At 62.9% G+C, this 26752-nt stretch carries 22 protein-coding genes; 15 read left to right on the top strand and 7 right to left on the bottom strand.

Going from position 1 to position 26752, the window contains the following annotated elements:
* Position 1: 1 nt before the first annotated feature.
* Entirely contained in the window at positions 2–1786 is a 1785-nt protein-coding gene (locus V7787_RS41675; RefSeq protein WP_064492130.1) for a GMC family oxidoreductase, read from the bottom strand.
* A 3-nt stretch (positions 1787–1789) separates the two neighbouring features.
* Positions 1790–2530: a gluconate 2-dehydrogenase subunit 3 family protein gene (locus V7787_RS41670; RefSeq protein WP_104887689.1), complete on the bottom strand. Its 741-nt coding sequence runs from the start codon at positions 2528–2530 to the stop codon at positions 1790–1792.
* A 349-nt stretch (positions 2531–2879) separates the two neighbouring features.
* Between V7787_RS41670 and icmH the strand changes: the two genes are divergently transcribed.
* Genes icmH through V7787_RS41645 form a run of 5 tightly spaced genes read left to right on the top strand, consistent with a single transcriptional unit; the run spans position 2880 to position 10620 of the window.
* Complete coding sequence (gene icmH / locus V7787_RS41665) at positions 2880–3728, top strand: type IVB secretion system protein IcmH/DotU (protein ID WP_104887690.1); 849 nt, start codon at positions 2880–2882, stop codon at positions 3726–3728.
* 13 nt (positions 3729–3741) lie between these two features.
* Complete coding sequence (locus V7787_RS41660) at positions 3742–5919, top strand: type VI secretion system Vgr family protein (RefSeq protein WP_336093434.1); 2178 nt, start codon at positions 3742–3744, stop codon at positions 5917–5919.
* Positions 5919–6797, top strand: a complete 879-nt coding sequence (locus V7787_RS41655) for a DUF4123 domain-containing protein (RefSeq protein ID WP_064492134.1) — start codon at positions 5919–5921, stop codon at positions 6795–6797. The genes V7787_RS41660 and V7787_RS41655 overlap by 1 nt, the downstream gene beginning before the upstream one ends.
* Positions 6798–6811: 14 nt before the next feature.
* Positions 6812–9484 carry a T6SS effector BTH_I2691 family protein gene (locus V7787_RS41650; RefSeq protein ID WP_336093433.1) on the top strand — a complete coding sequence of 891 codons (2673 nt, stop codon included), beginning with the start codon at positions 6812–6814 and terminating at the stop codon, positions 9482–9484.
* On the top strand, positions 9484–10620 hold the full coding sequence (locus V7787_RS41645; protein WP_064490992.1) for a DUF6708 domain-containing protein: 1137 nt from the start codon (positions 9484–9486) through the stop codon (positions 10618–10620). Before V7787_RS41650 ends, V7787_RS41645 begins: the two co-directional genes overlap by 1 nt.
* A gap of 79 nt (positions 10621–10699) precedes the next feature.
* Here V7787_RS41645 and V7787_RS41640 read toward each other — a convergent pair whose 3' ends face one another.
* Positions 10700–11623, bottom strand: coding sequence for a LysR family transcriptional regulator (locus V7787_RS41640; protein WP_064490993.1), 924 nt, complete (start codon positions 11621–11623; stop codon positions 10700–10702).
* Positions 11624–11892: 269 nt separating this feature from the next.
* On the opposite strand from V7787_RS41640, the gene V7787_RS41635 reads away from it, so the two are divergent.
* The 8 genes from V7787_RS41635 (at position 11893) to V7787_RS41600 (ending at position 19751) form a co-directional block, all read left to right on the top strand.
* Complete coding sequence (locus V7787_RS41635) at positions 11893–12336, top strand: acetyltransferase (protein WP_064490994.1); 444 nt, start codon at positions 11893–11895, stop codon at positions 12334–12336.
* 19 nt (positions 12337–12355) lie between these two features.
* Entirely contained in the window at positions 12356–13180 is an 825-nt protein-coding gene (locus V7787_RS41630) for an AraC family transcriptional regulator (RefSeq protein WP_064490995.1), read from the top strand.
* A gap of 108 nt (positions 13181–13288) precedes the next feature.
* On the top strand, positions 13289–13675 hold the full coding sequence (locus V7787_RS41625) for a cupin domain-containing protein (protein ID WP_010953073.1): 387 nt from the start codon (positions 13289–13291) through the stop codon (positions 13673–13675).
* A gap of 169 nt (positions 13676–13844) precedes the next feature.
* A complete protein-coding gene (locus V7787_RS41620; RefSeq protein ID WP_064490996.1) occupies positions 13845–14555 on the top strand; it encodes an AraC family transcriptional regulator in 711 nt (236 codons plus the stop codon).
* Positions 14556–14658: 103 nt separating this feature from the next.
* Positions 14659–16077, top strand: coding sequence for an efflux transporter outer membrane subunit (locus V7787_RS41615; RefSeq protein WP_081273141.1), 1419 nt, complete (start codon positions 14659–14661; stop codon positions 16075–16077).
* 205 nt (positions 16078–16282) lie between these two features.
* Positions 16283–17428 (top strand): HlyD family secretion protein, encoded by a 1146-nt coding sequence (locus V7787_RS41610; RefSeq protein ID WP_064490998.1) that lies wholly within the window; start codon positions 16283–16285, stop codon positions 17426–17428.
* Positions 17418–18932 (top strand): DHA2 family efflux MFS transporter permease subunit, encoded by a 1515-nt coding sequence (locus V7787_RS41605; RefSeq protein WP_014591831.1) that lies wholly within the window; start codon positions 17418–17420, stop codon positions 18930–18932. The genes V7787_RS41610 and V7787_RS41605 overlap by 11 nt, the downstream gene beginning before the upstream one ends.
* Positions 18933–19013: 81 nt before the next feature.
* On the top strand, positions 19014–19751 hold the full coding sequence (locus V7787_RS41600) for a GntR family transcriptional regulator (RefSeq protein WP_020191954.1): 738 nt from the start codon (positions 19014–19016) through the stop codon (positions 19749–19751).
* Positions 19752–19804: 53 nt separating this feature from the next.
* Here V7787_RS41600 and V7787_RS41595 read toward each other — a convergent pair whose 3' ends face one another.
* A complete protein-coding gene (locus tag V7787_RS41595) occupies positions 19805–22888 on the bottom strand; it encodes a MexW/MexI family multidrug efflux RND transporter permease subunit (RefSeq protein WP_064490999.1) in 3084 nt (1027 codons plus the stop codon).
* Positions 22885–23982: an efflux RND transporter periplasmic adaptor subunit gene (locus V7787_RS41590; protein ID WP_064491000.1), complete on the bottom strand. Its 1098-nt coding sequence runs from the start codon at positions 23980–23982 to the stop codon at positions 22885–22887. The genes V7787_RS41595 and V7787_RS41590 overlap by 4 nt, the downstream gene beginning before the upstream one ends.
* Before the next feature lie 84 nt (positions 23983–24066).
* Here V7787_RS41590 and soxR point away from each other — a divergent pair, with 84 nt between their 5' ends.
* Together soxR and V7787_RS41580 are read left to right on the top strand one after the other, a co-directional pair.
* Positions 24067–24522: a redox-sensitive transcriptional activator SoxR gene (gene soxR / locus V7787_RS41585; protein ID WP_003247276.1), complete on the top strand. Its 456-nt coding sequence runs from the start codon at positions 24067–24069 to the stop codon at positions 24520–24522.
* A gap of 146 nt (positions 24523–24668) precedes the next feature.
* Positions 24669–24917, top strand: coding sequence for a CsbD family protein (locus V7787_RS41580; protein ID WP_003247275.1), 249 nt, complete (start codon positions 24669–24671; stop codon positions 24915–24917).
* A 52-nt stretch (positions 24918–24969) separates the two neighbouring features.
* On the opposite strand, the gene V7787_RS41575 is transcribed toward V7787_RS41580, so the two are convergent.
* Both V7787_RS41575 and V7787_RS41570 read right to left on the bottom strand, forming a co-directional pair.
* Positions 24970–26223: an OprD family porin gene (locus V7787_RS41575; RefSeq protein WP_020193320.1), complete on the bottom strand. Its 1254-nt coding sequence runs from the start codon at positions 26221–26223 to the stop codon at positions 24970–24972.
* 63 nt (positions 26224–26286) lie between these two features.
* Positions 26287–26752: SLC13 family permease (locus V7787_RS41570; protein ID WP_198748421.1), on the bottom strand; the 466-nt coding region annotated here is incomplete at its 5' end.

Raw genomic sequence — 26752 nt, 5'->3', positions numbered from 1 at the left:
CTCAAGCCTGGACCAACGGACCGGGGTTTTTCAGGTACTGCTCACGGATGGCGCGGGCCGACCAGTACGTGAGCGCAGCCACCAGCCCGGTCGGGTTGTAACCCAGCCCCTGCGGGAACGCCGAAGCCCCCGGAACGAACACGTTGTGTACGTCCCAGCTTTGCAGGTAGCGGTTCAGTGCACTGGTCTTGGGGTCGGTGCCCATGATCGCCCCGCCGTTCAGGTGGGTGGTCTGGTAACTGGTGGTGTTGAAGTGGTCCTTGACCTGCTTGCCCAACACGGCAATGGCCTTAGGGTTCATCGCCTGGGCGATCTTGCTCAGCTTGTCGACCATGAACTGGTTCATCTTGATGTCGTTTTCCTGCCAGTCGAACGTCATGCGCAGCAGCGGCTGACCGTAGGCATCGCGGTAGGTGGGGTCCAGGTCCAGGTAATTGCCACGGTAGGACTGGTGTGCGCCGTGGGCGTCCATCGACACCTGGTGGTTGTAGTAGTCGGCCGTGGCTTTCTTCCAGGCACTGCCCCAGGCCGGTGTGCCCGGCGGGTTGGAGGTGCCGGCAATCGGCCGGCTGCCGGCCTGGTTCACCCACATTGGCGAACCGCCGACGAAGCCGTGCGGGCCATGGTCGAAGTTGTCGGCGTTGAAATCGTCGATGGCAATGCCATTGCCACCCGCGCCGATGAAGTTGTTGGTGTAGGTGTCCTTGTCGAAGAACGCCTTGACTGTCCCCATGTTCTGATAGGCGAAGTTACGCCCGACCACACCTTCGTTCTTCACCGGATCGTAAGGTTTGCCAATGCCGGAAAGCAGCATCAGACGCACGTTGTTGAACTGGAAAGCGGCCAGAATCACCAGCTCTGCCGGCTGCTCCACCTCGCGTCCCTGGGCATCGATGTAGGTCACGCCGGTGGCCTTGCGCTTGCTGTCGTCCAGGTTCACCCGCAGCACATGGGCATTGGGCCGCAACTCGAAGTTGGGCACCTGGCGCAGCGCCGGCAGGATATTCACGTTGGGCGAGGCTTTGGAGTACATGTAACACACGTAGCCGCTGCAGAAACCGCAGAAGTTGCACGGCCCCATCTGCGCACCGTAGGGGTTGGTGTATGGCCCCGAGGTGTTGGCCGACGGCAGGTTGTAGGGTTTGTAGCCCAGGCTGGTGGCAGCCTTTTCGAACAGCCTTGCCGATACAACGTTCTTCTGCGCGGGCAGCGGGAACGGGTTGGAACGGTCCGGCGCATATGGGTTGCCGCCCTTCCCTTCACCGACCACCTGGCCTTTGACGGTCCAGGCCTGGCCTGAAGTGCCAAAGACCTTTTCGGCAAAGTCGAAATAGGGCTCCAGCTCTTCGTAACTGACGCCGAAGTCCTGGATGGTCATGCCTTCGGGAATGAACCTGCGCCCGTAGCGCTCTTCATAGTGGCTGCGCAGGCGCAACTCGACGGGGTCGACCCGGAAGTGCACTCCCGACCAGTGCAGGCCCGCGCCCCCCACGCCCTTGCCCGGCAGGAATGCGCCCAGCTGGCGATTGGGCAATGCCACATCATTCACGCTATGGCGGACAGTGACGGTTTCTTTCGATACATCGACGAACAGCTTCTTGCGCACGCTGTAGGTCAGCTCATCGATCACCTGCGGGTAGCTGCCTTCGGGGTAGGTATCCTGCATCGGCCCCCGCTCCAGGGCTACCACGTGCAGCCCGGCCTCGGTCAGCTCTTTGGCCATGATCGCACCGGCCCAGCCGAAGCCGACGATCACCGCATCCACTTTGTTCAACACCGTCGCCATGCCTCAGGCCCTCTCACCACGGATCGATACAGCCGGGAACGGGTAAGGCTCATTGCGCTCGACCCAGTCCATGAAGTCGGCGCGGGCGCCGGGGAAGCCGATCTGAGTCCAGCCGACCATGCCTTTGTTGCCGCCATGAATCGGGTCGCAGAAGAACCCTTCACGCGTGTTTTGCACCAGCAGGCTGAAGAACACCTTGGCCGGAACGGTTTCGAAAACCAGCTCTCCTGCCTCCAACTTGCTGAGAATGCGGTCCCGGGTAGCGCTATCTTGCGCAGCAAAAACCTGTCCTCCATTGGCCTTGCACCAGCCGTCCACGGCAGCGATGCCCAGGCGATAGATTTGTTGCGGGCTGAGCTGCAGCTGGTAGCCCAGCTCGGGCGCGGCGTCGGCGTTGAACGGCCCTTGCATGTACCACTGTGCACCAGTCGCGTAGGGGGTGTTCATTTGCCGGTCGATGAACTCGGCGGCACCCGCTTCGAGTGCCCCTGGGCCAAGCTCATCGGCCGGGATGATGCGCGACACGGCGGCTTGTACAAAAGCCCATTCTTCGGCGCTGAAGAATGTCGGTCGATAGTCGCCCGCAGGTGGCGTGGCGGGCACGTTCGGTGGCTGTTGCGGGGCCGCAAGCAGCTGGCTGGCGCCTGCGCCAAGGCCCGTGCTGGCCACGGTAACGACAGGGATCAGGGTCAAGGTCTTGCGCAGAAAATCCCTGCGCGGGTTGTCTGGGGCATGCTCAGGCATTGCGAATCCTCATCGGCTGTGGGGCGGCCTTGATAAGCGCCATCTGATTTTCAATTGAGAGGTGATCTTGATAGGCCATCAAGAGACAGCCGAATAATCTAGCGCGTTCAGAAAGGTTTTGAAACCGGTTTCATGCGTTGCCTCCCTACCTGTACAAAACATCATTTTTTTGACAAGAAACACTTAAAAACAACTTTTAGCGAAACTTCTTACAACGCATTAGGAAGTTTCAATCTGTCTCGAAAATTGATTCCTCGTTAGTCTTCAAACTTTCGCAAATGCTTGCGCCCCGCCACATGGAAGTAGGTGCACTGCGAGTGTTTGACCTGCCAAGAGACGAGGATCAAGGATGCCCAAAGAGTCCGAGCGCACTGGCAAACCAGTGCCCGCCCACCAAAAGCCAATCCTGCTTGAAGACACAAATGAAACCCCACGGCCTGCTGGTGGCGCGGGTCCTGAATACGCAACAGACCTGACCAGCTACCCGGCCGACCCGGACTTTCAGCTACGCGGCGGCTACGACAACCTCATGCTCGACGCGGCAAGCCAGCTGTTCGGCCTGGTCATTCGCCTGCGCACGCTGGATGACCTGCCCAACATCCAGTTCGTGCACAAGACCGTGCAAACGCAGATCGGTACTATCCGCGAGGAAATGCGACAGCACGGCTATTGCGCGGTCCATCAGGAAGTCTATTCCTACGCCTTGTGCCTGCACCTGGACGAGGCCGTGATGACCCGCCCCTGGGGCCAGAACTCGTGCTGGAGCCACGAACCGCTGCTGAGCATCTTCCACGACGAAACCCAGGGCGGCGAAAAGATCTTCGTGCTGCTCGAGCGCATCATGCAATCGCCAAAGGAATTCCAGGATGTGCTGGAGTTCCTGTACTTCTGCTTTTGCCTGGGCCTGCAAGGCAAATACGCCCTTGACCCCAAGGGCGAAGAAATCCTTCGCGCGCTGATCAGCCGGATGCACAAGGTCATTCGCCAACTGCGTGGCCCCACGCCGGAAACAGTGAGCGACCCCTATAGCAACGTCGTCCATTGCCCCCACCGTATGCGCCGCTGGCAGTGGCCCTGGTGGACCCCGCTGGTCATCTCGGTCATCGCCATGGTCTGCGCCTACAGCTACTACAGCTACCGCCTCGACCTGCTAACCGCCGAAGTCCTCGAATCGCTCAACGCCATTCTGCAACAGTAACGGGGGACGCCACATGCCCAGCCAATCCGATCTGCGCTTCACTTTCCAGCCGCTGGTTGGCCGTAGCGAGTTTGAGGTGGTGTCGTTCGAACTGGACGAAGCCATCAGCTCACCGTTCCGGCTGCAGCTGGAGCTGATCAGCTTCGAAGACGATGTCGACTTCGGCCAGCTCCTCGACAAACCGGTGCTGTTCACCCTCTGGCAGGGTGAGCGCCCGTTGCGCTACGTGCACGGCCTGGTCAGCACCTTCAGCCAGGGAGAAACAGGCTTCCATCGCACCCGTTACCGGGCACTGGTCGAGCCCATGCTGGCCCGCGCCGGGCTACGCTCGAACTGGCGCATCTTCCAGCAGAAAACCGTGCCGCAGATTCTCGAGATCATGCTCAAACGCCAGGGCGTGAATGCCTACGAGCTCAAGTGTCTCGACCCGCATCAGGTGCGCGAATTTTGCGTGCAGGCCGGTGAAACAGACCTCGACTTCATGGCCCGCCTGGCCGCCGAGGAAGGCATTGTCTACCGCTTCGAACACACGCCGAAACAGCACTTGCTGGTCATCACTGACCGGCTACTGGCGCTGGGGCAGATCAGCCGGGGGGCCATCAAGACCGATGACGAGGATGAAGGGTTTCACAATGACGACGTTGGCCCCGATCAGGTGCTGTACCGATCCGTTGGAGGCGGCGATCAGGCCAGGCCTTGCCTGCGGCGCTTGCGTTACAGCGAACAGGTTCGAACAGCGCGGCAGGTGCAACGGGACTACACCTTCACTCACCCACAATACCGTCAGGAACACCAGGCTTACGACAATAGCAACACCCATCAATCGCTGAACTATGAGCGCTTCGACTACCCCGGCCGATACAAGCGTGATGCGGTCGGGGTTCCGTTCACTGCCACCCGCCTCACGGCCCTGCGCCATGATGCACGCATTGCCGAAGTGGAAGGCGACGATGTGCGCCTGCAACCGGGGCTGAGCTTCACCCTCATCGAGCACCCGCGTGAAGACCTCAACGTGCACTGGCGCACGGTCAGCGTGCATCACGAAGGCACCCAGTTCACCAGCCTGCAGGAAGAGGCCGCCGGCTCGCAGCAAGGCACCCGCTACAAACAGGAAGCATTGCTGGTTCCCGGCAGGACCGAATGGCGCCCGGCCCCCCTGCCCAAGCCACGCATCGACGGCCCGCACATGGCGACGGTGGTCGGGCCCAAGGGCGAGGAAATCTATTGCGACCAATGGGGCCGGGTGAAAGTGAGCTTTCCTTGGGACCGGGAAAGCGAAAACAACGAGTTCAGCTCCTGCTGGGTGCGCGTGTCGCAAGGTTGGGCGGGGGGCAGCTGGGGTTCGATGGCCATCCCGCGCATCGGCCAGGATGTGATCATCCAGTACGTCAACGCCGACCCGGACCAGCCGATGATCACCGGGCGCACCTATTGCGGTAACCAGTTGCCGCCCTATGACCTGCCCGAGCACAAGACGCGCATGACCATCAAGAGCCAGACCCATAAAGGCGAAGGCTTCAACGAGCTGCGCTTTGAGGATGAACTGGGTCGGCAGGAGGTGTTCATTCATGCCGAGCGGGACCAGAACAACATCGTCAAGCACGACGAAACCACACGCGTGGGTAACGATCGTACCGAACGCGTCGAACGAGACGAGACGATTTCGATCGGTCAGGACCGTCGCGAAGACATTGCCCGTGACGAGTCTGTTGGCATCGGCCAGAACCGGGTACACGAAATCGGCAACGACGACAGCCTGAGCATCGGCCGCAACCACAGGATCACCACAGGCAAGGACCGAATCGAACAGGTAGGGAACCACCGGCAGGACATCACCAAGGCAAACCACACGGTAGAAATCGGCGGCCACCGCGAACAGGTGGTTGCCGGTCACAGCACGTTGCAAACGGGCGAAGCCATCCGGCACACCACCAAGGTTTATAACATCCAGGTCAGCGAAAGCCTGACGATCCGCAGCCCCGCAGGGCTTTTGAGAGTCGACGGCGCCGGTATCACGCTGGACGGCCTGGCGCTGGCCTTCAAAGGGCCTGTCAGCCAGCAGGCTACGGGTAGCAATCGCGTCACTTCAACGTCTGGCGTACCAGCGCCGGGCGAGCCCATTTGCCTCAGCTGCCTGCTCAAGGCGATCGCCGACGGCCACACCATCATTCGCATGGAAGGAGCAAGCTGATGCCCAGCCCATTTGTCAGAGCAATGGTCGATGTGCTGCGGGCATCCGATCACTATCGCCTCAGCGCCATCGTGGAAATGGCCAATTTGACACCCAAGGTGCAGGAACAACTGACCGGGCACTACACGGGCCGCTGCTGGCCACTGCTGCAGCAAGCCCAGTTCAGCAACCTGCGGACAGCAGGCCCTTGGTTGTTCGGTTCGCGCCTCGGTTCCGATGTCTCGGCCCAGTACGACTTCCAGTGGCAACTTGAACAAGGTGCTGCTGGCGCCGTGTGCGGCTGGATAGTCAGCGCGCTTCCCGCTGCCCGGCTCGCAGGACACTTGAGCCACGCCAACATCGTCACGGGCACGGACGGCCACTCGTACCTGTTGCGCTTCCACACCGCCGCGGCGCTGCTAGTGCTGGATAGGCACCGTGAGCTGCCTGGGGTAAGCGAATGGCTGGCCCCCATCCATCACTGGTGGGCACCCGTGGCACACCCGAGCAAGCGGTTGTGGATGCAGATATCCGGGGGGGATCAGCCTCAATCCACGCACTGTCCGCCAATCACGTTGAACGAAGCGTGTTGGGCCGAACTGGCGGGTGACCCGCTGAGCTATCAACTTGCCGAGTTGCTCAAGAACGAGCAGTCCTGCCCGACCTTGCACGCTGCCTGCCACGGCACACGGGTTGGCTTGATTCAGCACTATCTGGATCAGGCGCGCGCGCAAGGCCTGGGACGTGAAGAAGACCTTATCAGCTATGTGCTGATGCTGGCTCGCGGTGGCGAACAGCTCAGTAGCTCGCCAGCCTGGCAGGAGGCGATTGCCGCCACGCGCGAGCAGCAGACATCCCTGATGGACAACGTGCAGCGCTGCCTGCGCACCAAGGACTGAGGCACAACACAACCATGGACTCACTCAACGAAACCCTCGAACTGTGCAGGCGCATCACCTCCGGCTACCGCCCGGCCCTGCGCAACAGCCCCGTCGCCGACTGCACCCGCCGCTTCGAACTGCTGCCCCTGCGCTACGCCGCCGTCGGTGGCAACCCGGCACAACGTGCCCGCCTGCCCAAATTGCCAGGCTATCTCAGCCCGTTCCAGGAGGTCGGCGAGCTGACCCACTCCAGCTACGCCATCCGCCCTTTGCGTGAGGGCTTTCTCTACCTGCTGATCAAGCGCCATAGCGCACCGGCCTACGAATGGCACAGCCAGTACCGCGTGGCGCCCAATGGCTCGCTGCTGTACATCAGCAGCGACGCCCCCTGGGCGCCTGCCCCCAGCGCCGGCAATCTGGATGAGATCCTTCGCGGTTTCGGCTGGACCATCACACTCTACGACCTGGATGACATCCAGGAGCTGCGCCCATTGTTCAGCCCTTCCCCGCTGACCCCGCGCATGCTCGACAACTACCGCCTGCTCGACGACCAATACCGCAGCAGCCTGCCCACGATCGATATCGCCCGCTTCATCCAGCCTTCCGACGCCCCGCCACAGCCCCACGTCCTCAAGCATGACCAACTGAGCTGGGTGGCCGACTTCAAGGCCCAGGACGATGCAGACCTGCAGGCGCTACTGGACCTGCAGCCGTTCAACAACGACCAGATCGTCTCGCCACACGCATCACGCCAAGCGCTGGCACCGCTGGTGAACCACAGCAAACCCCGTGGCGCCGCCATCGTCATCGAAGACGCCATCGGGATCACCCAGGAGCTCAACGCCTGGCGCAACGCCGCTGTCGAGGATGTGAAGACCCAGTGGCTGGCGCGCACCGTGGAACCCGGGGTCGACAACGAACGCAAGCTGCTGGTCGCGCAGTCGTTCCTGGAAATCGAAAAACTCTACCCGCAGATGGTGGCCGAGCAGATCGTCAAGCGCGAAGTCATGGCCGAAAAAGTCCGCAACCAGCTCCACCTGCATCCCGAGATCTACTTGTTCTCCGAACGGGCCAGGCAACAGGCCGATGCCCATGATGAACGCATGAAGCCGCACATGGCGCAGTTCGAGCGCGGCGTCCGCAGCAAAGTCCAGGCCCGCCAGGATGCCGGCGAGTTCCGCAAGCGGTTCGACCAGAAATACGGCCACCTGGTCGACCGCCAGGCCATGCACGATCAGCTCGACGGTTTCGAGCAGGCCATGCAACACGCCCAGCAAGCCGCCGAAGACCGCGCCAAGGACCATGCCCGCTGGGTGGTCAGCGAACGCTTGTTGCAGGCACTGGACCGCTACGACAACGCCGACCTCATCAACGGCCTGGCCTTTGCCGAACAGACCGGCCAGTGCGTGATCGGCATGGAGCTGAGTGAATGGGGCACGAAAGTGCTGGACCACTGGTGGCGCAGCGACGTAGCAGACCGGGGCAACCTGGCAATACGCGGCATCACCTACAATCAGGAGGACCTGCGGGAAGAACTGGCGGCGCTGCTGGAAGCCGCCAAGGCCGAACCGTCGTCAGCGTCATCCTTCGCCCTGCCGGAAGCGCTTGCCAGGCAAGCCCATGCCGCTGCCAATGCCTTTGGGCGCATCAACACCCTGTACGAACAGATGCAGGCACAGAGCAGCACGGCCAGCATCGGCCTGTATGCCTGGTACGTCGCGCTGGGGCGGCAAGTGCTGCGCACCGCGACCCCCAACAGCATGGACCGCGCACTGCACCAGGGTTTGCGGCTGACCTTGTTCGCTTCGGTGCATGAAACGGCTGTCGATATTCGCCTGAGTGAAGCTGCACGTAGCGGGCAGCCCATCAACCCACAACGCAGTACAGGCCAGGTATCAAGGTACCTCGACCAGGCCTGGGCTGAAGGGTTGATGCAGGCCCGGAACAGTGACTTCTACAAAGTGCGTGTCTCCGGGCTGGTGTGCCTGCTGGAGGGGATGCTGATGGCCTTCAAAGCGCGCGAATTGCCTGACGGTGATGCGCGGGTGAAGACCGAACTCCTGGCGGCCGCGATGACCACGGCTGCGGCGGGCTTCGAAGTTGGAGCCAGTTATGTGGACCAGGTGGTCGCGCGGTACGGCGCAAACAGTGTGACCGGACGAGGAGCAGCGGCCGCTTTAGGGCGTTTGAAACTATGGGGCGCCAGTTTAGCTGTGACAGGTGGTTTCGTACTCGCCTGGTGGGACTTCGCCGATGCGGCTCAGCAGTTAATATACCGCCAGCAAAACCTTACCAAACAAAGTACCAAAAAACCTGGAACGCTGGCACTTGCATACGCATCGCGGGCACTGGCAACTATTACAATCTCGCTGGCGGAAGCAGGAACAGCCATTGCAATCGCAAAACCTCTTTTTGACCATCTATCTCAGAATGCCAAAACAAAACTTGTGAGAATGATGACAACATCCATGGGCGCGCTCGCCAATAAACTGGGAACACAAGCTGCTCGCCTACTTCTTGCACGTTTAGTCTTAGGTGCATTCTGGATCGGAATCATCCTGACACTCATAATCTATATTCTGGAAGATGACGCTTTAGAGAAGTGGTGTAAACGTAGCTGTTTCCGAACTCATAAAAATATCAAACCCTATGAAGAGCAGGAAGAACTGAGCGCCCTACATTCTGCTATCGGCGAGGTTTTATAATGTATCTTATCGAATGGGGATTCTGGCAGATGGCAACCCAGTCAGAAGCTGCACGCAGAACGTACGAAGCAGGGATGACACCAGCAGAGAAGCGCGCAAATAAAGATTTTTATGAAGGCGACCTGAATGAAGAGATTCACTTTTGCCAGGTAAGTGAAGCACCCCTCATACGCGGCCCTGTTTATGCATTCAATGAAACCTACATGGAAATGCGCTGTGGCGGTTCAGAAGAGAAGCGCGGCCTCATTACGCTAGTCACGATCGGCGGGGTGCTGCCTGGGATAATTTTCGGAACCGGCATAGCTGTCGGTTCCATCTGGCTTGATATCACCCAACCTTATTCAATCTCCTTTATAGCAGTCTTACTTACAGCTCTCTTGGCTTCAGCTTCAGGAGCAGCATTGTATTTTTACCTGAAGTACGGCGTAAAAATCTCGCGACTGGAAATGCTGACCAGTCGGCATCTGCTCATTCGCTTCAATCGAATAACTCAACAGGTCCACCTCCACCGCCCCAGCTACTGTGGTGGCATCGTCACCTTCCCATGGAAAACGACCGGCAGCACGGGCATTCGCCCAGAAGATGATTCGCTAAGCGTTGGAGTACGACTTGGTCTAATCTGGCACCCCAGCCGCACCGGCCTGCCCCACATGGAAATGGCCCTGCTCGGCAAACAAGGCCAAGGCGGCAGCGAACTGCGTGATGAGTGGGAATTCATCCGCCGTTACATGGAAGAAGGCCCAAACGCCGTCCCCCGCCCCCGCCTGAGCACCCAGCTACCCTCACCCATCCAGGCATTCAGCGCCCAGTTCGAAGGCCTTGGGCGTTTCTTCCGCAAGAGCAGCTGGCTGTTCAAGGTTGCGCTGCTGTTTGTCTGGCCCGCTTTCGTCATCATCGGCACCGGCCACTGGCTCAGCCTGCTGCTGTGCTGGCGACCGCGCTGGCCGAAGGTCATCCGCGAGGCCGGCCTGCCCGGCAAGCCAGTCCCTCCCGTGACAACACTGAGCGACTATCCACCCGCAATCCAGGCACGCCTGCTCGCCAACGCCGACCGCTGGCAGCTCAAGCCCGGCAAGCGGCCGGCGAAAAAACCACGCAAGCGCTCTACACATCAACAGGCCAACGAAAGTGACTGATCAAACTGCACCCGGCGCGCTGGTACATCTGCGACACTTTCACTTCATCGGCAGCCAGTTGCAGCACGATGCAAAGCCATCATCCCATGACCGCTTCCCGTAGTCCGCCCATGTAGTGCTCCAGGCGACTACGCAGCCAACGCTCGGCCGGGTCGCTGTCGGTTGTGCTCAACCAGACCATGGCCAGCTCCAGTGCAGCAGTCTCGAACGGCAACGTCTCGGCCTGCAGGTTGCCCCAGCGTTCCATACCCTGTGCGGCATAGTCCGGGCAACAGGCCAGCAGGTCGGTACCGGCCAGAATCGCCGGCAGCGAACTGAACTGCGGCACCGACAACACCACCTTGCGTTCACGGCCGATGTCTTTCAACCAGTCATCGACCACACCCTGGGTGTTGGCGGTTGGCGAAACCTGGACATGCGGACGTTGGCAAAACTCATCCAGTGAAAGCGGCGTGCTGGACTTGTCGGCCCGCACTACCCTGGCTTGCAGGGTGCGTAGCACCTTGCGTTTGGCATTGGCAGGCAGGCCCTTGGTCTGGCTGATACCCACCGTCACGTCGCCCGCCGCCAGCAGGTCCGGAATGCGCCAGTAGTCCACATGCTGCACGACCACCACCACGTTTGGCGCCTCCACCCGCAGCGCCCGCAACAGCGGCGGCAGCAGGCCCGACTCGACATCATCGGACAAGCCGATGCGGAAGGTCATCTTGCTGGTCAGCGGGTCGAAATCATGGGTCATGCTGAGGGCGACAGACATCGCATCCAAGGCTGGCGTGAGGTACTTGATCACCTCTTCGGCCCTGGCCGAGGGCTCCATTCGGTTGCCCACTCGAACCAGCAACGGGTCGTTGAACATCGCACGCAACCTGGCCAGCGCGGCGCTGACCGTGGGCTGGGCGACGAACAGCTTCTCCGCGGCACGGGTGAGGTTGCGTTCCTGCATCAGCGCTTCGAACACCACCATCAGGTTGATATCGGCTTTGCGCAGTTCGTTGCGGTTCATGGGTGCTCCCGGGCCGTGCTTGTTGTTCGGGTTCAATACCAGCCTCGACATGCATCCTAGCCGAGTCGAAACCTGCACTGCACCCTATGCAATCGCCATTGCCCCCTACTGCGCGACCGGGGTAATCTTCCGCTCTCTTCCCTTCCGGCCTCCCCTGCCGTGCACCGCCCAGGCGTTGACTCGCGAAGCGGTCATTCATGATGCCGACCCTTGCATGGCCGCCGCTCACTGGCGCGCCCATCCGCCATCAATACACTCAGGATGACACCATGATCATTCGCCAAGGCATCGCTGCAGACTACCCGCAGCTGCTCGACATCTGGCTGCGCGCTGTTCGCGCGACGCACCACTTCCTGCAACCCTCCGACATCGACGCACTGTTGCCACAGCTGCGCGACGTGTACTTCCCGGCCGTCGAGCTGTGGGTTGCGGTAGACACCGATGACCAGCCACTGGGCTTTATCGGCTTCAATGAAAACCATGTGGAAATGCTCTTCGTCGATCCAGCGCGCCACCGCCAGGGCATTGGCCGTGCATTGCTGGATTTCGGCCGCCAGTCACGCAGTGCGATGAGTGTCGATGTCAACGAGCAGAACCCACAGGCAACAGCGTTCTACCAGAACTATGGCTTCGTCCAGACTGGCCGTTCACCACTGGATGGCGAAGGTCGCCCGTTCCCCTTGCTGCACATGAGCCTGTCCACCCGGGCGTGAGCAGGAGGCACTGACCGCGATGGCCCGCAAAGCGAAGCCCCTACCGCCGTCCGACTGGGTCATCCGTAGTGCCCAACCGGGCGGTATCGAGCGTATCGAAGCCTGGTTCGGTAGCCACGGCTACGACCCGCATCGCCACGATACCTATTCGATCGGCCGTACGCTGGCCGGCGTGCAAAGCTTCCACTACAAGGGTTCGCTGCGCCACGGCATACCGGGCAACACGCTGGTGCTGCACCCGGACGAACTGCATGACGGCATGGCCGGCACCGACGCAGGCTTTCGCTACCGCATGGCCTACGTCGACCCGGCACTGATCCAGAACGTGCTGGGTGGTCAGCCTTTGCCCTTCATCGCTGGCGGGCTGTCCAGCGACCCGCGCCTGTACCACGCCAGCGAAGCGTTCGTGCAGGCAGTGGACCACGCGCTGGAGCCATTGGAAGAACAGGACGCCCTGTATGACCTGGCGATCGCCTTGCGGGCCGTCGGCGGCAAGCCGCGCGGGCGCAAGCGCCTGGATTACCAGGCAGCCGAACGCGCCCGAGCCTTCATCATGGAACACCTGCATGTGGGCATAACACTGGACATGCTGGAACAGGCCAGTGGCCGCGAACGCTGGAGCCTGTCGCGTGACTTTCGCACGCTGTACGGCACCAGCCCCTATCGCTTTGTCACCCTGCGCCGCCTCGACAGCTTTCGCCGAATGATCCTGGACGGCTTCACCTTGGTCGACGCCGCCCTTGCCGCAGGCTTTCATGACCAGAGCCACATGACCCGGCACTTCAGCCGCTGCTACGGCGTACCGCCCTTACGCTGGCTGGAGCGTTTGCGAGCGTCACGCTGAGTTACCGCAGGCGCCCGCGCACCCCGTGAGAACAGGCTTGCAGGATCGTACAAGAACCGGACTCGCCCGGAGCGATAGGCTGAACACTCCACTTTCCGAGGAACTGTCATGCCTGAGTCCCGTCACCCACATCCCTCCCTGCCAGTGAACCTGGTCCACAAGGCAGCGCTTATCGAACAGCAATGGAGCCCCAGGGTCGTTGCCGAGATGAACGATTACCAGTTCAAGGTCGTGCGCATCGAAGGCGAATTCATCTGGCACGCGCACCCGGAGACCGACGAAGCATTCCTGGTGCTGGAAGGCACCCTGCGTATCGACCTGCCGGATGGCTGCGTGCATGTGAACCCCGGGGAACTCTATGTTGTGCCCCGCGGCGTCGAGCACCGGACCGCTGCGCAAGGCGAAGCGAAACTGATGATGATCGAACCGCGGGGCATTCTGAATACCGGTCATGAAGGGGGGAATCGCACAGCAGAGAGCGATGTCTGGATTTAACAACACTCACCACTTTCAAGCTGTAGTCGCTGACTTCACAGCAATAATTAACCATAAAAAATCGCCTTACAGCCATTTCTAATCATGGCAATTCGCTCGTAGCCCACACTTCGCAACCCGGCACAGGGTCGCCTCGATATAATTGGATCCAATAACGAGGATGGCCTGCATGCAAGCACTGGAAAGGGACTACGGACACGGCGATGAAGTGGCCAGCCACTGCCACGCCGAAGACCAGCTGATCTACGCCGCCAGCGGCGTGATGCGGGTCAGCAGCGAAGGCGGCAGCTGGGTGATCCCCGGCGGGCATGCCTTGTGGATGCCCGCCGGGGTCAGCCATGCCATCCGCATGGAAGGTGTGGTCTGCATGCGCACCTTGCTGCTCGATGCCCACATCGAACGCTGCCAGGTCATCGTCGTGTCCGGCCTGCTGCGCGAACTGATCCTGGCGGCGTCACGGGTGCTGAACCTGCGCGACGGCGCGCATGCTCGGGCGCTGATCCTGTACGAGCTCGCCGCCGCCCGGCGCATCGATGCCTTTGTCCCGACGCCGCAGCACGCACGCCTGCGTGCCTGGTGCGAGCGCTTCCTGCAGGACCCGGCCCAGGACCTGACCTTGGAGCAATGCGGCGCACAACTGAACATGAGTGCCCGCAGTGTGGCCAGGCTGTTCCAGCGCGAGGTGGGCATGTCGTATGGCCAATGGCGCGCCCGTGCCCGGGTGATGCTCAGCCAGCAGTGCCTGGCCAATGGCAAGCCGATCCTGAACGTTGCGCTGGAGCACGGCTACCAGAGCGCCAGCGCCTTTACTGCCATGTTCAAGCGCATCCTCGGCCATGCGCCGAGTGATTGGCAAAACGGTACCGCGCGCGAGTACTGAGCCTCAGGTTGTCCCGCTTGCGCGCAGGGTTGTCCCGCTTGCGACAGCGACGCCCATGCAACCCTCGTTAACCTCGTATCACGACCCTTGAGCGACAATCGTGATGCCCTTACTGCACTCATTTCCCGGCCCTGCCCGGCTTGCCACAGCCCTCGGCATGCTTGCTGCACTCGCGGCGTGCGGCCACCAACCCACGCCTGCCGAACCACCTCTAGCGCTGCTGGCAGACCCGCTGGCGAACATGCCGGCCAGCGTCAGCAAACAGCCCCTGCCCGAACGCTGGTGGGCACTGTATCAAGACCCCCAACTCAACCGCTGGGTACAGCAAGCCCTGGCGCACAACCAAGGCCTGGCACAGGCCGAGGCCAACGTGCAGGCCATGCTGGCCGGCATCGGCGAGTTCGACGCCAGGCGCTGGCCGTCTACCGCGATGGGCGTTGCCGCTACCTATGGAAGAAGCGCCGATGACCAGACGCTGGCCGAGGCGACCGACAGCAACGCGCCGTCACAATGGCAATTCAACCCGGGCATCGAGCTGGCCTATCAGGTGGATATCTGGGGCCAGGTACGCGCCGCCATCCAACGTGCCCGGGTGCAAGCCGAAGCCAGCGCTGCGGCACTAGACCTGGTACGCCTGCAGGTAGTCGCCCAGACCACCCGCGCCTACATCGACCAGTGCACCTACGCGGCTCGCCTGGAGGCAGCGAAGCAGGCCTTGCAAACCCTCGACCACAGCGTGCAACTCAGCCAGCGTCAGCGCCAGGCCGGTGTGGCCACTGCCCTCGACAGCGAGCGCCTGTTGGGCTTGCGGGAGCAGGTGCGTGCGCAACTGCCGATGCTCTCAGCCCGGCGGCAGATGGCGCTTTACGAACTGAGCATGCTCAGTGGCCAGGCCTCGGTGGCCGAAGCCACGACCTGCGTAGCCATCCCCACACTGTCGGCGCCGCTGCCGGCTGGCGATGGCTGGCATTTGCTCGAACGCCGGCCAGATGTGCGCCAGGCCGAACGGGAACTGCAGGCGGCCACCCTGGAGACCGACATCGTGCGGGCCGACCTTTACCCAAAGGTCAGCTTCGGCGCTTCGTTGACGTCTTCGGACCATCACCTTGCCAACCTCGGCGCCAGCCGCGCGGTGATGTTCGGGATTGGCCCGCTGATCCGCTGGGAATTTCCCAACCTGAAGGCCAACCGCGCACGGGTGAGCAAAGCCGAGGCATTGCAGCGGGCGCAGGTCGCCCGTTACCACGGCGTGGCGCTGAGCGCGCTGAAAGACGTGCGCCAGGCACTGGCCCGCTACGACGGCGAGCGACAACGGTTGCAGGCGCTGGACGCAGCCCTGGCGCACAGCCAGCACAGCTTTGCCCTGGCCCAGGGTAACTACCGTGCCGGCACCGTGGACGGGCTGGCCCTGCTCGACAGCGAGCGCGAAATGATCAGCCTGCGGGCCAGCCACACAGAAGCCCGAGGGCGCCTGGCGCAAGCGCAGGTAAACCTGTTCCGCGCGCTGGGCGGGCGGTGGTAGCGAGACGCAAGACCAGCAGCGAGCACCGCCCACTGTAGGAGCGGGTTTACCCGAGAAGAATACACCGCGGTGGATGGCACGGGCTTCGCCCGTGTTCGCGGGCAAGCCCGCTCCCACACGGATGCGCCAGCTTTTAGAAATTGAGCAAGACAGTGGCTCCCACAACCGACAGCCAGCAGGCCCAATTCGAGATTGGAAACCAACCATGAATGTTGCCGTAGACAAACCCTCACCCGCCGAAACTGAACAGCGGCCGAGCGCTAAAACCCGTCGCCGCCTGGCAGTCATCGCCAGCGGCAGCCTGGCCGCAATCACCCTGCTGGCCTTCACCAGCTACTGGTTCAGCACCGGCCGCTATCTGGAAACCACCGACGATGCCTATGTCCGCGCCGACTGGGTGGCGCTGAGCCCACGCGTGGCGGGTTACGTAGCCGAGGTCGAGGTGGCTGACGACCAGCCGGTGAAAGCCGGCGATGTGCTGGTGCGCCTACAAAACCGCGACTACCGCGCCCGCCTCGACCAGGCCCGGGCTGGCGTGACCGAGGCACAGGCGGCACTGGCCGCCGCCCAGGCCAGCCAACAGGTAGCGACCGAGCGCATCGACCTGCAACAGCAAGCCATCCTCCAGGCTGAGGCCGTCGTGCGCAGCGCCACCGCCGAACAGCGCCGCAGTGAACTGGATGTCCAACGCTACCGTGGCCTGGTGCGTGACGATGCAGCGACCGTGCAACGCCTGGAAACCGCCAGCGCCCATGCCAGCCAGGCACAAGCCGCGCTGCAAGGTGCCCAGGCCGCGCTGCGCCAGCAACGCTCACAACTGGCCATGGCCAAGGCCCGGTCAGCCCAGGCCGAGGCCGAACTGCAACAACGGGCAGCGGCCCTGGCACGCGCCCAGGCCCACCAGCAGCTCGCCAAGCAGGACGAACAGGACACCGTGATCCGCGCGCCGATCACTGGCGTGGTCGGCCAGCGCCGCGTGCGCACCGGCCAGTACGTGGTGCCGGGCCAGCCGCTGCTGGCTGTGGTGCCCCTGCAGCAAGCCTATGTGGTGGCCAACTACAAGGAAACCCAACTGGCCCGCATGCGCCCCGGGCAACCGGTAGAAATACGTGTCGACAGCTTCGCCAGCCAGCCACTGCATGGCCATGTGGCCAGTTTTTCGCCAGCCTCGGGCAATGTCTTCGCCTTGCTGCCGTCGGACAACGCCACCGGCAACTTCACCAAGATCGTCCAGCGTTTCCCGGTGCGCATTCTGCTCGACAAACCGCTGGATGGCCCGCAGGTACTGCCCGGCATGTCGGTGGTCAGTACAGTCGACACACGCCCCGCAGAGGTTGCCGATGCGCACTGAGCAAACGGTCTCGCTGCGTGCCTGGGTAGCGGTGCTTGGCGGCCTGTTCGGCTGCTTCATGGCGGGCATGAACGTGCATGTCACCAGCGCCGCACTGCCGGAAATCCGCGGCTCGCTGGGTGCCAGCTTCGAGGAAGGCTCATGGATCTCCACCGCCTACCTGGTGGCGGAAATCGTGATGATTCCGCTGACGGCCTGGTTGGTGGACGTGTTCTCGCTGCGCCGGGTCATGTGGACCGGCTCGCTCATCTTTCTGATCGCCTCGGTGGCCTGCTCATGGGCGCCCAACCTGGAGGCGATGATTGTAATCCGGGTGATCCAGGGGGCTGCGGGCGCGGTGCTGATTCCCCTATCGTTCCAGCTGATCATCACCGAACTGCCGGCCAGCAAGATGGCCATGGGCATGGCGCTGTTCAGCCTGGCCAACAGCGTGGCGCAGGCCGCTGGGCCGTCGATTGGCGGCTGGCTGACCGATGCCTATTCGTGGCGCTGGATCTTCTATCTGCAACTTTTCCCCGGCATTGCGCTGCTGTTGGCCATCGCCTGGTCGATCGAGGCCAAGCCGATGAAGCTCGAACTGTTACGCAAAGGTGATTGGCTGGGTATCGCGGCCATGGTGATCGGCCTGGGCGGCTTGCAGATCGTGCTGGAAGAAGGCGGCCGGCTGGACTGGTTCGGCTCGCCGCTCATCGTCGGCATGAGCGTGGTCGCCGCCATTGCGTTGGTGGTGTTCGTGGTGACCCAGCTGTTCGGCCAGCGCGCGTTCATCAACCTGCGCTTGCTGGGGCACTACAACTTCGGCGTTGCCAGCGTGGCGATGTTCATCTTTGGCGCTGCCACGTTCGGCCTGGTGTTCCTGGTGCCCAACTACCTGTCGCAGTTGCAGGGGTTCAGCGCGCACGACGTGGGCGTGGCGCTGATCGCCTATGGCGTGGTGCAGTTGCTGCTGGCGCCGTTGATGCCCCGGCTGATGGGCTGGACCAGTGCCAAGTTCATGGTCGCCAGCGGCTTTTTGATCATGGCGCTGGGCTGCTGGCTGGGGGCTAGCCTGAGCGCCGACAGTGCCGACAACGTGATCATCCCGTCCACGGTGGTGCGTGGTATTGGCCAGCCTTTCATCATGGTTGCGTTATCGGTGCTGGCGGTGGCCGGGCTGGACAAGCGTGAAGCCGGCTCAGCCTCGGCGGTGTTCTCGATGTTGCGCAACCTGGGTGGCGCCATCGGCACGGCCGGGTTGACGCAACTGGTGGCGACCCGTGAACGCTTTCACAGTGAGCGCATTCACGAGCAGGTGACGCTGTTCGAGCCAAGCGTGCAGGCGCGCATCAACCAGACGGTGCAAAGCTGGCTGCCGCATCAGCAGCAAATGCTGGAAGCGTTGGCGGCGACCATTCGGCGAGAGGCTTACCTGATGGCCTACAGTGATGCGTTCTACCTGGCGTGCCTGGCATTGGTCGGGTGTGCCCTGGCAGCGTTGCTGCTGCGGGCCAGGCAGCAGCATTGACCTCTGTGGGCGGCCGGAGCGTTCGGCATTCGGCCGCTGTTACACTGTCAACCGATGAAATTGGCGAGCCCGAGCAAAGGTATGAACCCAACGCGCTACTCCACCGTGGCAAAGGACTTGATGCAAGCGATTGCCAGCGGCCGCTACCCGGTGGGCAGCCTGCTGCCGACCGAGTTCGAGCTGTGCGACCTTTACAATGTGAGCCGGCACACGGTGCGTGCCGCTATCGACCAGTTGCTCACCCAAGGGCTGGTGTCGCGGCGCAAGCGCGTGGGCACCCGGGTGGAGGCCAGCAGCCCACGCGGCGGCTATTCGCAGTCGTTGGCCAGCGTGGCTGAGCTGGCGCACCTGGCAGACACCCAGCAGCGGGAAATCCAGGGCGTGCGCCACTTTGTCGCCGACCTGGGCGAGGCGGCGAGGCTGGGGCTGGTGCCGGGGGAGCATTACTTCTGCGTGTCGAGCATCCGCGTCGACCGGCAGCACGATGGCGCGCCGCTGTGCTGGGCAGACGTGTATGCACAGCGCGACTACACCGCGGTCATCGAGCTGGCCCGCGAGCACCCTGACCAGCTGATTGCCGGCTTGATCGAACAGCACTATGGCCGGGCAATCGCAGTGGTCGACCAGCAGGTGCGCGCGGTGTTGCTGACAGCGGAAATGGCCCGGGTGCTGAAGGCCGAGGCGGGCTCGCCGGGGCTGAAGATCATCCGCCACTACCGCGAGGAAAATGGTGATTTGATGGCGGTTTCCGAGACCGTGCACCCGGATGACCGCTTTACCTTGGTCACCCAGATGCGCCGCGACCGCTCCCCCGCCTGAACCCGCTCGTACAGGGATGGTGCAACTTTCAGCCAATGAACAGACCGTTGCCCCTAAAGCGCCCCCAGTTGCCTTTCAGCTTCGACCAACTGCCTCGCCCGCGCCGTGCTCACCCGGTGATCGCGTGCCAGCCAGGCGTAGATCGTCGGTAGCACGAACAAGGTGAACAAGGTCCCCACCAGCATCCCGCACACAATCACCACCCCCAACCCGAAACGGCTGTTGGCGCCGGCGCCGCTGGCGAACAGCAGTGGCAGCACGCCAAAAGTCATCGCCGCCGTGGTCATCAGCACTGGCCGCAAGCGTATTTGCGCCGCACGAACAATGGCGGCGGCACGATCGAGGTTGTCGCGCACCTGAATCTCGTTGGCGAACGCCACCATCAGGATGCCATGCTTGCTGATCAGGCCGATCAGCGTCACCAGGCCAATCTGCGTGTAGATGTTCAGCGTGGCCCAGCCCAGCGCCAGCGGCAGCAGCGCACCGCAGATCGACAGCGGCACGGTCACCAGAATGATCAGGGGGTCGACCAGGCTTTCGTACTGCGCCGCCAGCACCAGGTAGATCACCACCAGGGCCGCGAGAAATGCCCACATCAAGGCAAAGCCCTCCTGCACATACTGGCGCGACTCCGATTGCCAGTCGTGACTGAAGCCCGGTGGCAGCTCGGCGGTGAGCTGTTCCAGAAATGCCACGGCGTTGCCCATCGATACACCCGGGGCCGGGATCGCCTGCAGGGTACTGGCGTTCTGCTGATCGAACTGCAACAGGCGGTTGGGTGCCACTTCGATATCCAGGCGCACCAACGTGGCCAGCGGCACCAGGCTGCCATCCTCGGCGCGCACATACTGGCGGCTCAGCGCCGCAGGCGTCAGGCGTTGGTCCTGGATACTCTGCGGGATCACGTCATAAGAACGCCCGAACAGGGCGAAGCGGTTGAGATACTGCTCGCCCACCAGTACGCCCAGCGACTCACCAATGGCCTGCATGCTGATGCCCAGGCCCGCCGCCTTGGCCCGGTCCACGCGTACCTTGACCACCGGGTTGTTGTAGTCGAGGTCGCTGTCCACCACGGCGAACAGGCCGCTGTCGCGGGCGCGTTGCTTGAGCACTTCCATGGTCTGGAACAGCTCGGGGTAATCCTGAGCGCTGCGCAGCACCATCTGCACCGGCAGGCCACCGCTGGAGCCCGGCAGCGACGCGACCTGGAAGGCGAAGATGCTGCTGCCCTCGATATCCGCAACGGCCTGCTGCAACTGCGCCTGCACCTGTGCGGCGGAACGCTCGCGCGCCTGCCAGGCGCTGAGGTTGATGCCACCGAAACTGGCGGCCGGGCCGTCGGTGCCGTTGATGATCCAGGTGTCGGTGGTTTCGGCAATGGACTTCATCACCTGGTCGAGCTTCAGCGCAAAGCGTTCTGCGTATTCGAGGCTGGCATGCTGCGGCGACTTGATGGCGGTCAGCACCGCCGCCTGGTCCTCGGGCGGCGCCAGCTCGCGCTGTGGCAGCAGGTACAGCCAGGGCAGGCTCAGACACACCAGCAACGCCACGCCGCCACTGATCCAGCGGTGTGCCAGTGTGTAGGCCAGCACCCGTCCATAGGCCCCGCTCAGCGTACCAAACAACCGATCGGCGATAGCGGCCATTGCGCCATGCTGCCGACCGGGTTGCAGCAACAGCGAGCTCATCACCGGCGACAAGGTCAGCGCCACAATGCCGGACACGATCACCGCCCCCGCCAGGGTCAAGGCAAACTCACGGAACAGCGTGCCGGTCAGTCCGCCCATCAAGCCAATGGGCGCATACACCGCCGCCAGGGTCAGGGTCATGGCGATCACCGGCCCGGCAATTTCCCGCGCCCCGGTCAATGCTGCCGCGACCGGCGACTTGCCCTCCTCGATATGCCGGTGCACGTTTTCCACCACCACAATGGCATCGTCCACCACCAGGCCGATGGCCAGCACCATCGCCAGCAAGGTCAGCAGGTTGAGGCTGAAACCGAACATCAACATCAGGCCCGCGGCCCCCAGCATCGACAGCGGAATGGCCACCACCGCGATCAGCACGCTGCGCAGCGAACCCAGGCACAGCCAGATCACCAACACCACGATCAGTATCGCCTCCACCAAGGTGCGCAGCACTTCATGGATCGACGCATCGATGAAGCGTGCGGTTTCATAGGCCAGCGCCACGTTCACGCCAGGCGGCAAGGTCTGCTGGATCTGTGGCAGCAGTTGGCGAATACCCTCGACGATCACCAGAGGGTTGCCGCTGGGCGTAGGGAACAGCCCCAGGTGCACGGCAGGTTTGCCGTCCATGGTGGCGCTGGTCTGCGTGGCCGCCGCACTCAGCTCGACAGTGCCGATATCGCGCAGGCGCACCAGGTCGGTGCCATCGTTGCGGATGATCAGCTCACGGAAGTCTTCGACCCGGGTCAGGTCGGTGTCCACCTGGATATCGGCCAGCACGTACTGCCCGCGCACCTGGCCCGGCGTTGCCTGGTAGTTGTTGGCACGTACCGCCTGCGCCACGTCCGCCGCCGTCACCCCGCGCCCGGCCATCTGTTCACTGTCCAGCCACAGGCGCATGGCCAGGCGCTGCCCGCCGAACGACTGCACCTTGGCCACGCCGTCGATACCGGAGAACTGCGGTTCCACCACCCGCGACAGGTAATCGCTCAGTTCCGGTATCGACAGGCTGTCGCTGGCAAACCCCACATAGGCCACGGCAGTGGAGTCGCCTGCCGACAGCTCCACCACCGGGTCGTAGGCTTTTTCCGGCAGGCGATAGCGCACCTGGTTGACCTTGGCCATGGTTTCGGCCAGCGCCTGGGTCGAATCGCGGTTGAGCACCATGCGCAAGGTGATCAGGCTGCGCCCCTGCTGCGACGACGAGGACAGGTAGTCGATGCCCTCGACCGACGACACCGCCTGGGTGATCGGCTGCGTCACGAAACCCTGCATCAACTCGGCGGAGGCACCGGGGTACTCGGTGCTGATGGTAATGGTCGAGCTTTCCAGCAACGGGTACTGGCGGATCGGCAACTTGCCCATGGCAAACAGCCCCATCAGGATGATCAGGCTGCTGACCACCAGCGCCAGCACCGGGCGGCGCACGAAGACGTCGGTAAACCTCACGACTGCCGCCCTCCCTGGCTGGCCTGCAGGCTGTCCTGCGCCACTGGCTCGACCGGCATGCCATCACTCAGTTTCAGCTGGCCGGAAACCACCACACGGTCACCGGGCGTCAGGCCGGAGGTGATTTCCACCCGCCCCTGCCAGCGCTCACCGGTAGTTACCTGCACCCGGCTCACCCGGGTGCCATGCTGCGGGTCCTGGGTGGCGACAAACACCGTCTGCCCGTAGGCGGTGTAGGTGATCGCGGTTTCCGGCACGGCCAGCACGGTCGACGGCTGCGCGGCATCCAGCCGCACGCCGGCGTACATACCCGGCTGCAACTGCCCTTGCGGGTTCGGCAAGGCCGCCTGTACCTGCACAAGGCGTGCTTTGCTGACCACCGGGTCGACCGCCACCACCCGGGCCTGGAAGTCTTGCCCACGCACCGCGTCCACCGTCAGTGCCAGCACTTGCCCGGCGTGCACTTCGGGGGCGGCCTGCTCGCCCAAGGCGAAGTTCACATGCAACTGGCTGATGTCGGCCAGGCTGACGATGGTCTCGCCAGCGGCCAGGTACTGGCCCTGATGCACACGGCGGATGCCGAGCTTGCCGGCAAACGGTGCGCGAATGGCCTTCTGCGCGATCAGCGCCTCGACATGCTGCAGCTCACCACGGGCCACGTCCACGGCAGTGGCGGCGTTGTCCAGCAGCTCTTGCGACACGGCATTCATCGCGCGCAGTTTGCGGCTGCGCTGCAGCACCACGTCAGCGTTACGCAACCTGGCCTGCAACTGCACGCGCAGGGCCTGTTCGGGCGCGTCGTTGAGCTGCACCAGCAACTGCCCGGCTGCTACTGTCTGACCCGATTCGAAGGCGATGCGGGTAATACGCCCTGCCATCTCGGCCGCCACCTGCACCTGGTTGACCGCCTCCAACTCCCCCGAAGCAAAGCGCTGCCGCGCCAGTTGTACCTGCTCGGCCGTGGCAAGCGCCACCTTGGTCGCCGGCCACACCGCCGCAGCGGGCGGCGCCGAGCCGCTTCCAACCAGCGCATAGGCAGCGGCCAGCGCACCGGCAACAGCGCCGGCCCAGGCCAGTAACGTCCGTTTGTTCATGCACAGCTCCGATAACAGGGAAAGCGGTTGCAGGGAAGATCGGGCAGGACTATAAGAGCTCAACTTTACTTGAGGTCAACAGGCATGGCAGCGGACAACACACGGATGCTCACAGTGGGTGAAGTGGCCAAGCGCAGCGGCGTGGCGGTATCTGCGCTGCACTTCTACGAAACCAAGGGGCTGATCGCCAGCGTCCGCACGGCAGGCAACCAGCGCCGCTATCCCTCGCTGGTGCTGCGTACCCTGGCGATCATCAAGGTAGCCCAGCGCACGGGAATTCCGCTTGAGGAAATCAAACAGGCCTTCAGCCGTTATGCCCCCAACAGCAAGCTCACGGCCGCACAATGGAGCGAGATGTCCACGGCCTGGCGCGAAGACCTGAATGCCCGCATTCGCACACTGGAAGCACTGCGCGACAGCCTCGACAACTGCATTGGCTGCGGTTGCCTGTCGCTGGAGGACTGCCCGCTGCGCAACCCCGAGGATGTGCTGGGCAAGGAAGGGACCGGGGCGCGGATCCTCGAAAAGAAGGCGCGCTAACCTCGCGCGCTCATGCCAGGTGCGACCCTTTGCCGGCGCGCATGACCTGCAGGTGACAAACAGTCGCTTTGAACCATTGCGACGATTCACCGCCCTAACCCTGTGCTGTTAACCCAAAGCCGCTCACAGGAAGGAACTAAGCCATCATGAAACGCGAACAGATCGAAGGTGTAGCAGAGGACCTGGCTGGCAAGGCGCAAAGCGCCGTAGGTCGCCTGGTCGAAGACCCGGCGCTGGAAGCCGAAGGCGATGCGCGTCAGGCCGCAGGCCAGGTGACCAAGACCTACGGCGACACCCTGGACACGGTGTCCTCGTTCGTCAAGGAAAAGCCCTTCGCCGCACTGGCCATCACCGCCGCCGTCACACTGGTGGTCTCTCGCCTGCTGCGCCGCTGAACCACGGCGCCTCAGGCGGTTCAGGGCCGGATATCTTGTCCGGCCTGCGCCATCACCAGATGGCGATATCGTAGGTCAGGTAAAGGCGATTGCTGTCTCGGCCGCGGGCGAAATCTGATCGATACACGTAGTTTCGCAGCTTTACGCCCAGCCCTTTCAGCGGTCCGCCCTGCACCACGTAGGCAATCTCGGCGTCACGCTCCCATTCTTTGATGCCCTCGCTACCTGAACGGCCATTGTCGCCACTCAGGTAGCGCGTCATGAAGGTCAGCCCCGGTACCCCGGCGGCAGCGAAGTTGTAGGCATAGCTGGCCATCCAGGTCTTCTCTTCTTCCTCGATGAACTTGCCGATGCCGACGTTGCTGAACGAATAGACCGTTGCCCCACTGATATACGGCAGCCCCGCTTCACCGTCGAGCACCTGGTAACCTGCGCCGACGGTATGCCCGGAGTGGGCGTACGACAGTTGGCCGCTGAACATGTCGTTGTCGATGCCACCGCCATACGCCGTACCGCTGTCGCGGCTTTTGAAGTAACGCAGGTCGGTGGTCAGCACACCGCCGCCCAGCGGCAGATCGTGCACCAGCCCGGCGAAGTCCTGGCGGTAGAAATGCTCGAGCTCGCCATGGAAATAACTCAGGCGCAGTTGCTTGCTGACGGCGTAGTCAGCACCGGCGAAGCTGAAGTCGCCAGACGCTGGGCCGCCATACCCGTCCAGGTACAACCCGGTGCTATCGGATGAGTCGCGCTGTTTGAAGCGATCCAGGTGGCCGGCGGTAAGGGTGAGGTTGTCGATGTCGGTGCTGGTCAGCTGGGTTCCCTGGTAAGTCTGCGGCAGCAGGCGTGCATCGTTGTACACCAGTACCGGCGTCTTGGGCAGCAAGGTGCCATGCTTGACCACGGTGCTGCCCAGGCGGGCCTTGGCCGTGATACCGGCGCTGGCGAATTCGTCGGCCGCGCGGCCATCGTCATGCACTGGCAGCAACCCGGTGCCGCTGCGCCCACGGCCGGAGTCGAGCTTGAAGCCGACCAGGCCCAAGGCGTCGAGACCCAGGCCGAGGGTGCCTTGGGTGAACCCGGACTGGTAATCGAGCAGAAAGCCTTGAGCCCATTCCACCCGCTCGCTTTTGGCAGTGGCGGCGGCGCGGGCGCTCATACCCTGCTCGTCACGGAAATTCTCGTTGAAGTACACGTTGCGCAACTGCAGCTTGAGCTTGCTGTCTTCGATGAAACCGGCGGCACCGGCCACAGGCAGCCAGCCGCACAGCAGGCCACAAGTGGCCCCACGGAAAAGAAATCGGGACATGATGGTTACTCTGTTGTTGTTCTTGGGTGAGTCAGCGGGGCGCCGAGCGGCGCCCTGGGTGCTTCAAACCATGAAGGACAAGGCGCCCGTCAGCAGTGCCAGCGCAGTGATCACCAGAGAGGTGAGCACGGCCCACTTGAAGGTGGCTTTCTGGAAATCACCGATATCGCGGTCGACCATGCCCACCAGCAGCAGGGTCGAGGCTACCAATGGGCTCATCAGGTGCACCGGCTGCCCCAGCACCGAAGCGCGGGCGATCTCTACAGGGTCGATGCCGTACGCGGCCGCGGCATTGGCCAGGATCGGCACAACGCCGAAGTAGTACGCATCGTTGGACAGCACGAAGGTCAGCGGCATGCTGGTCAGCGCCACCACCAGCGGGAACCAGTGGCTCCACGCTTCCGGGATCCAGTCCACCAGCGTCTGGGCCAATGCATCGACCATCTTGGTACCCGAGAAAATACCGGCAAAGATGCCCGCGGCGAACACCAGCAGCACCACGGTCATGGCGTTGCCCGAATGGGCGAGA

The sequence above is a fragment of the Pseudomonas sp. CGJS7 genome (assembly GCF_036961695.1).
The sequence above is the reverse complement of the archived record's forward strand: the minus strand, read 5'-3'. Positions and strand labels throughout refer to the sequence as shown.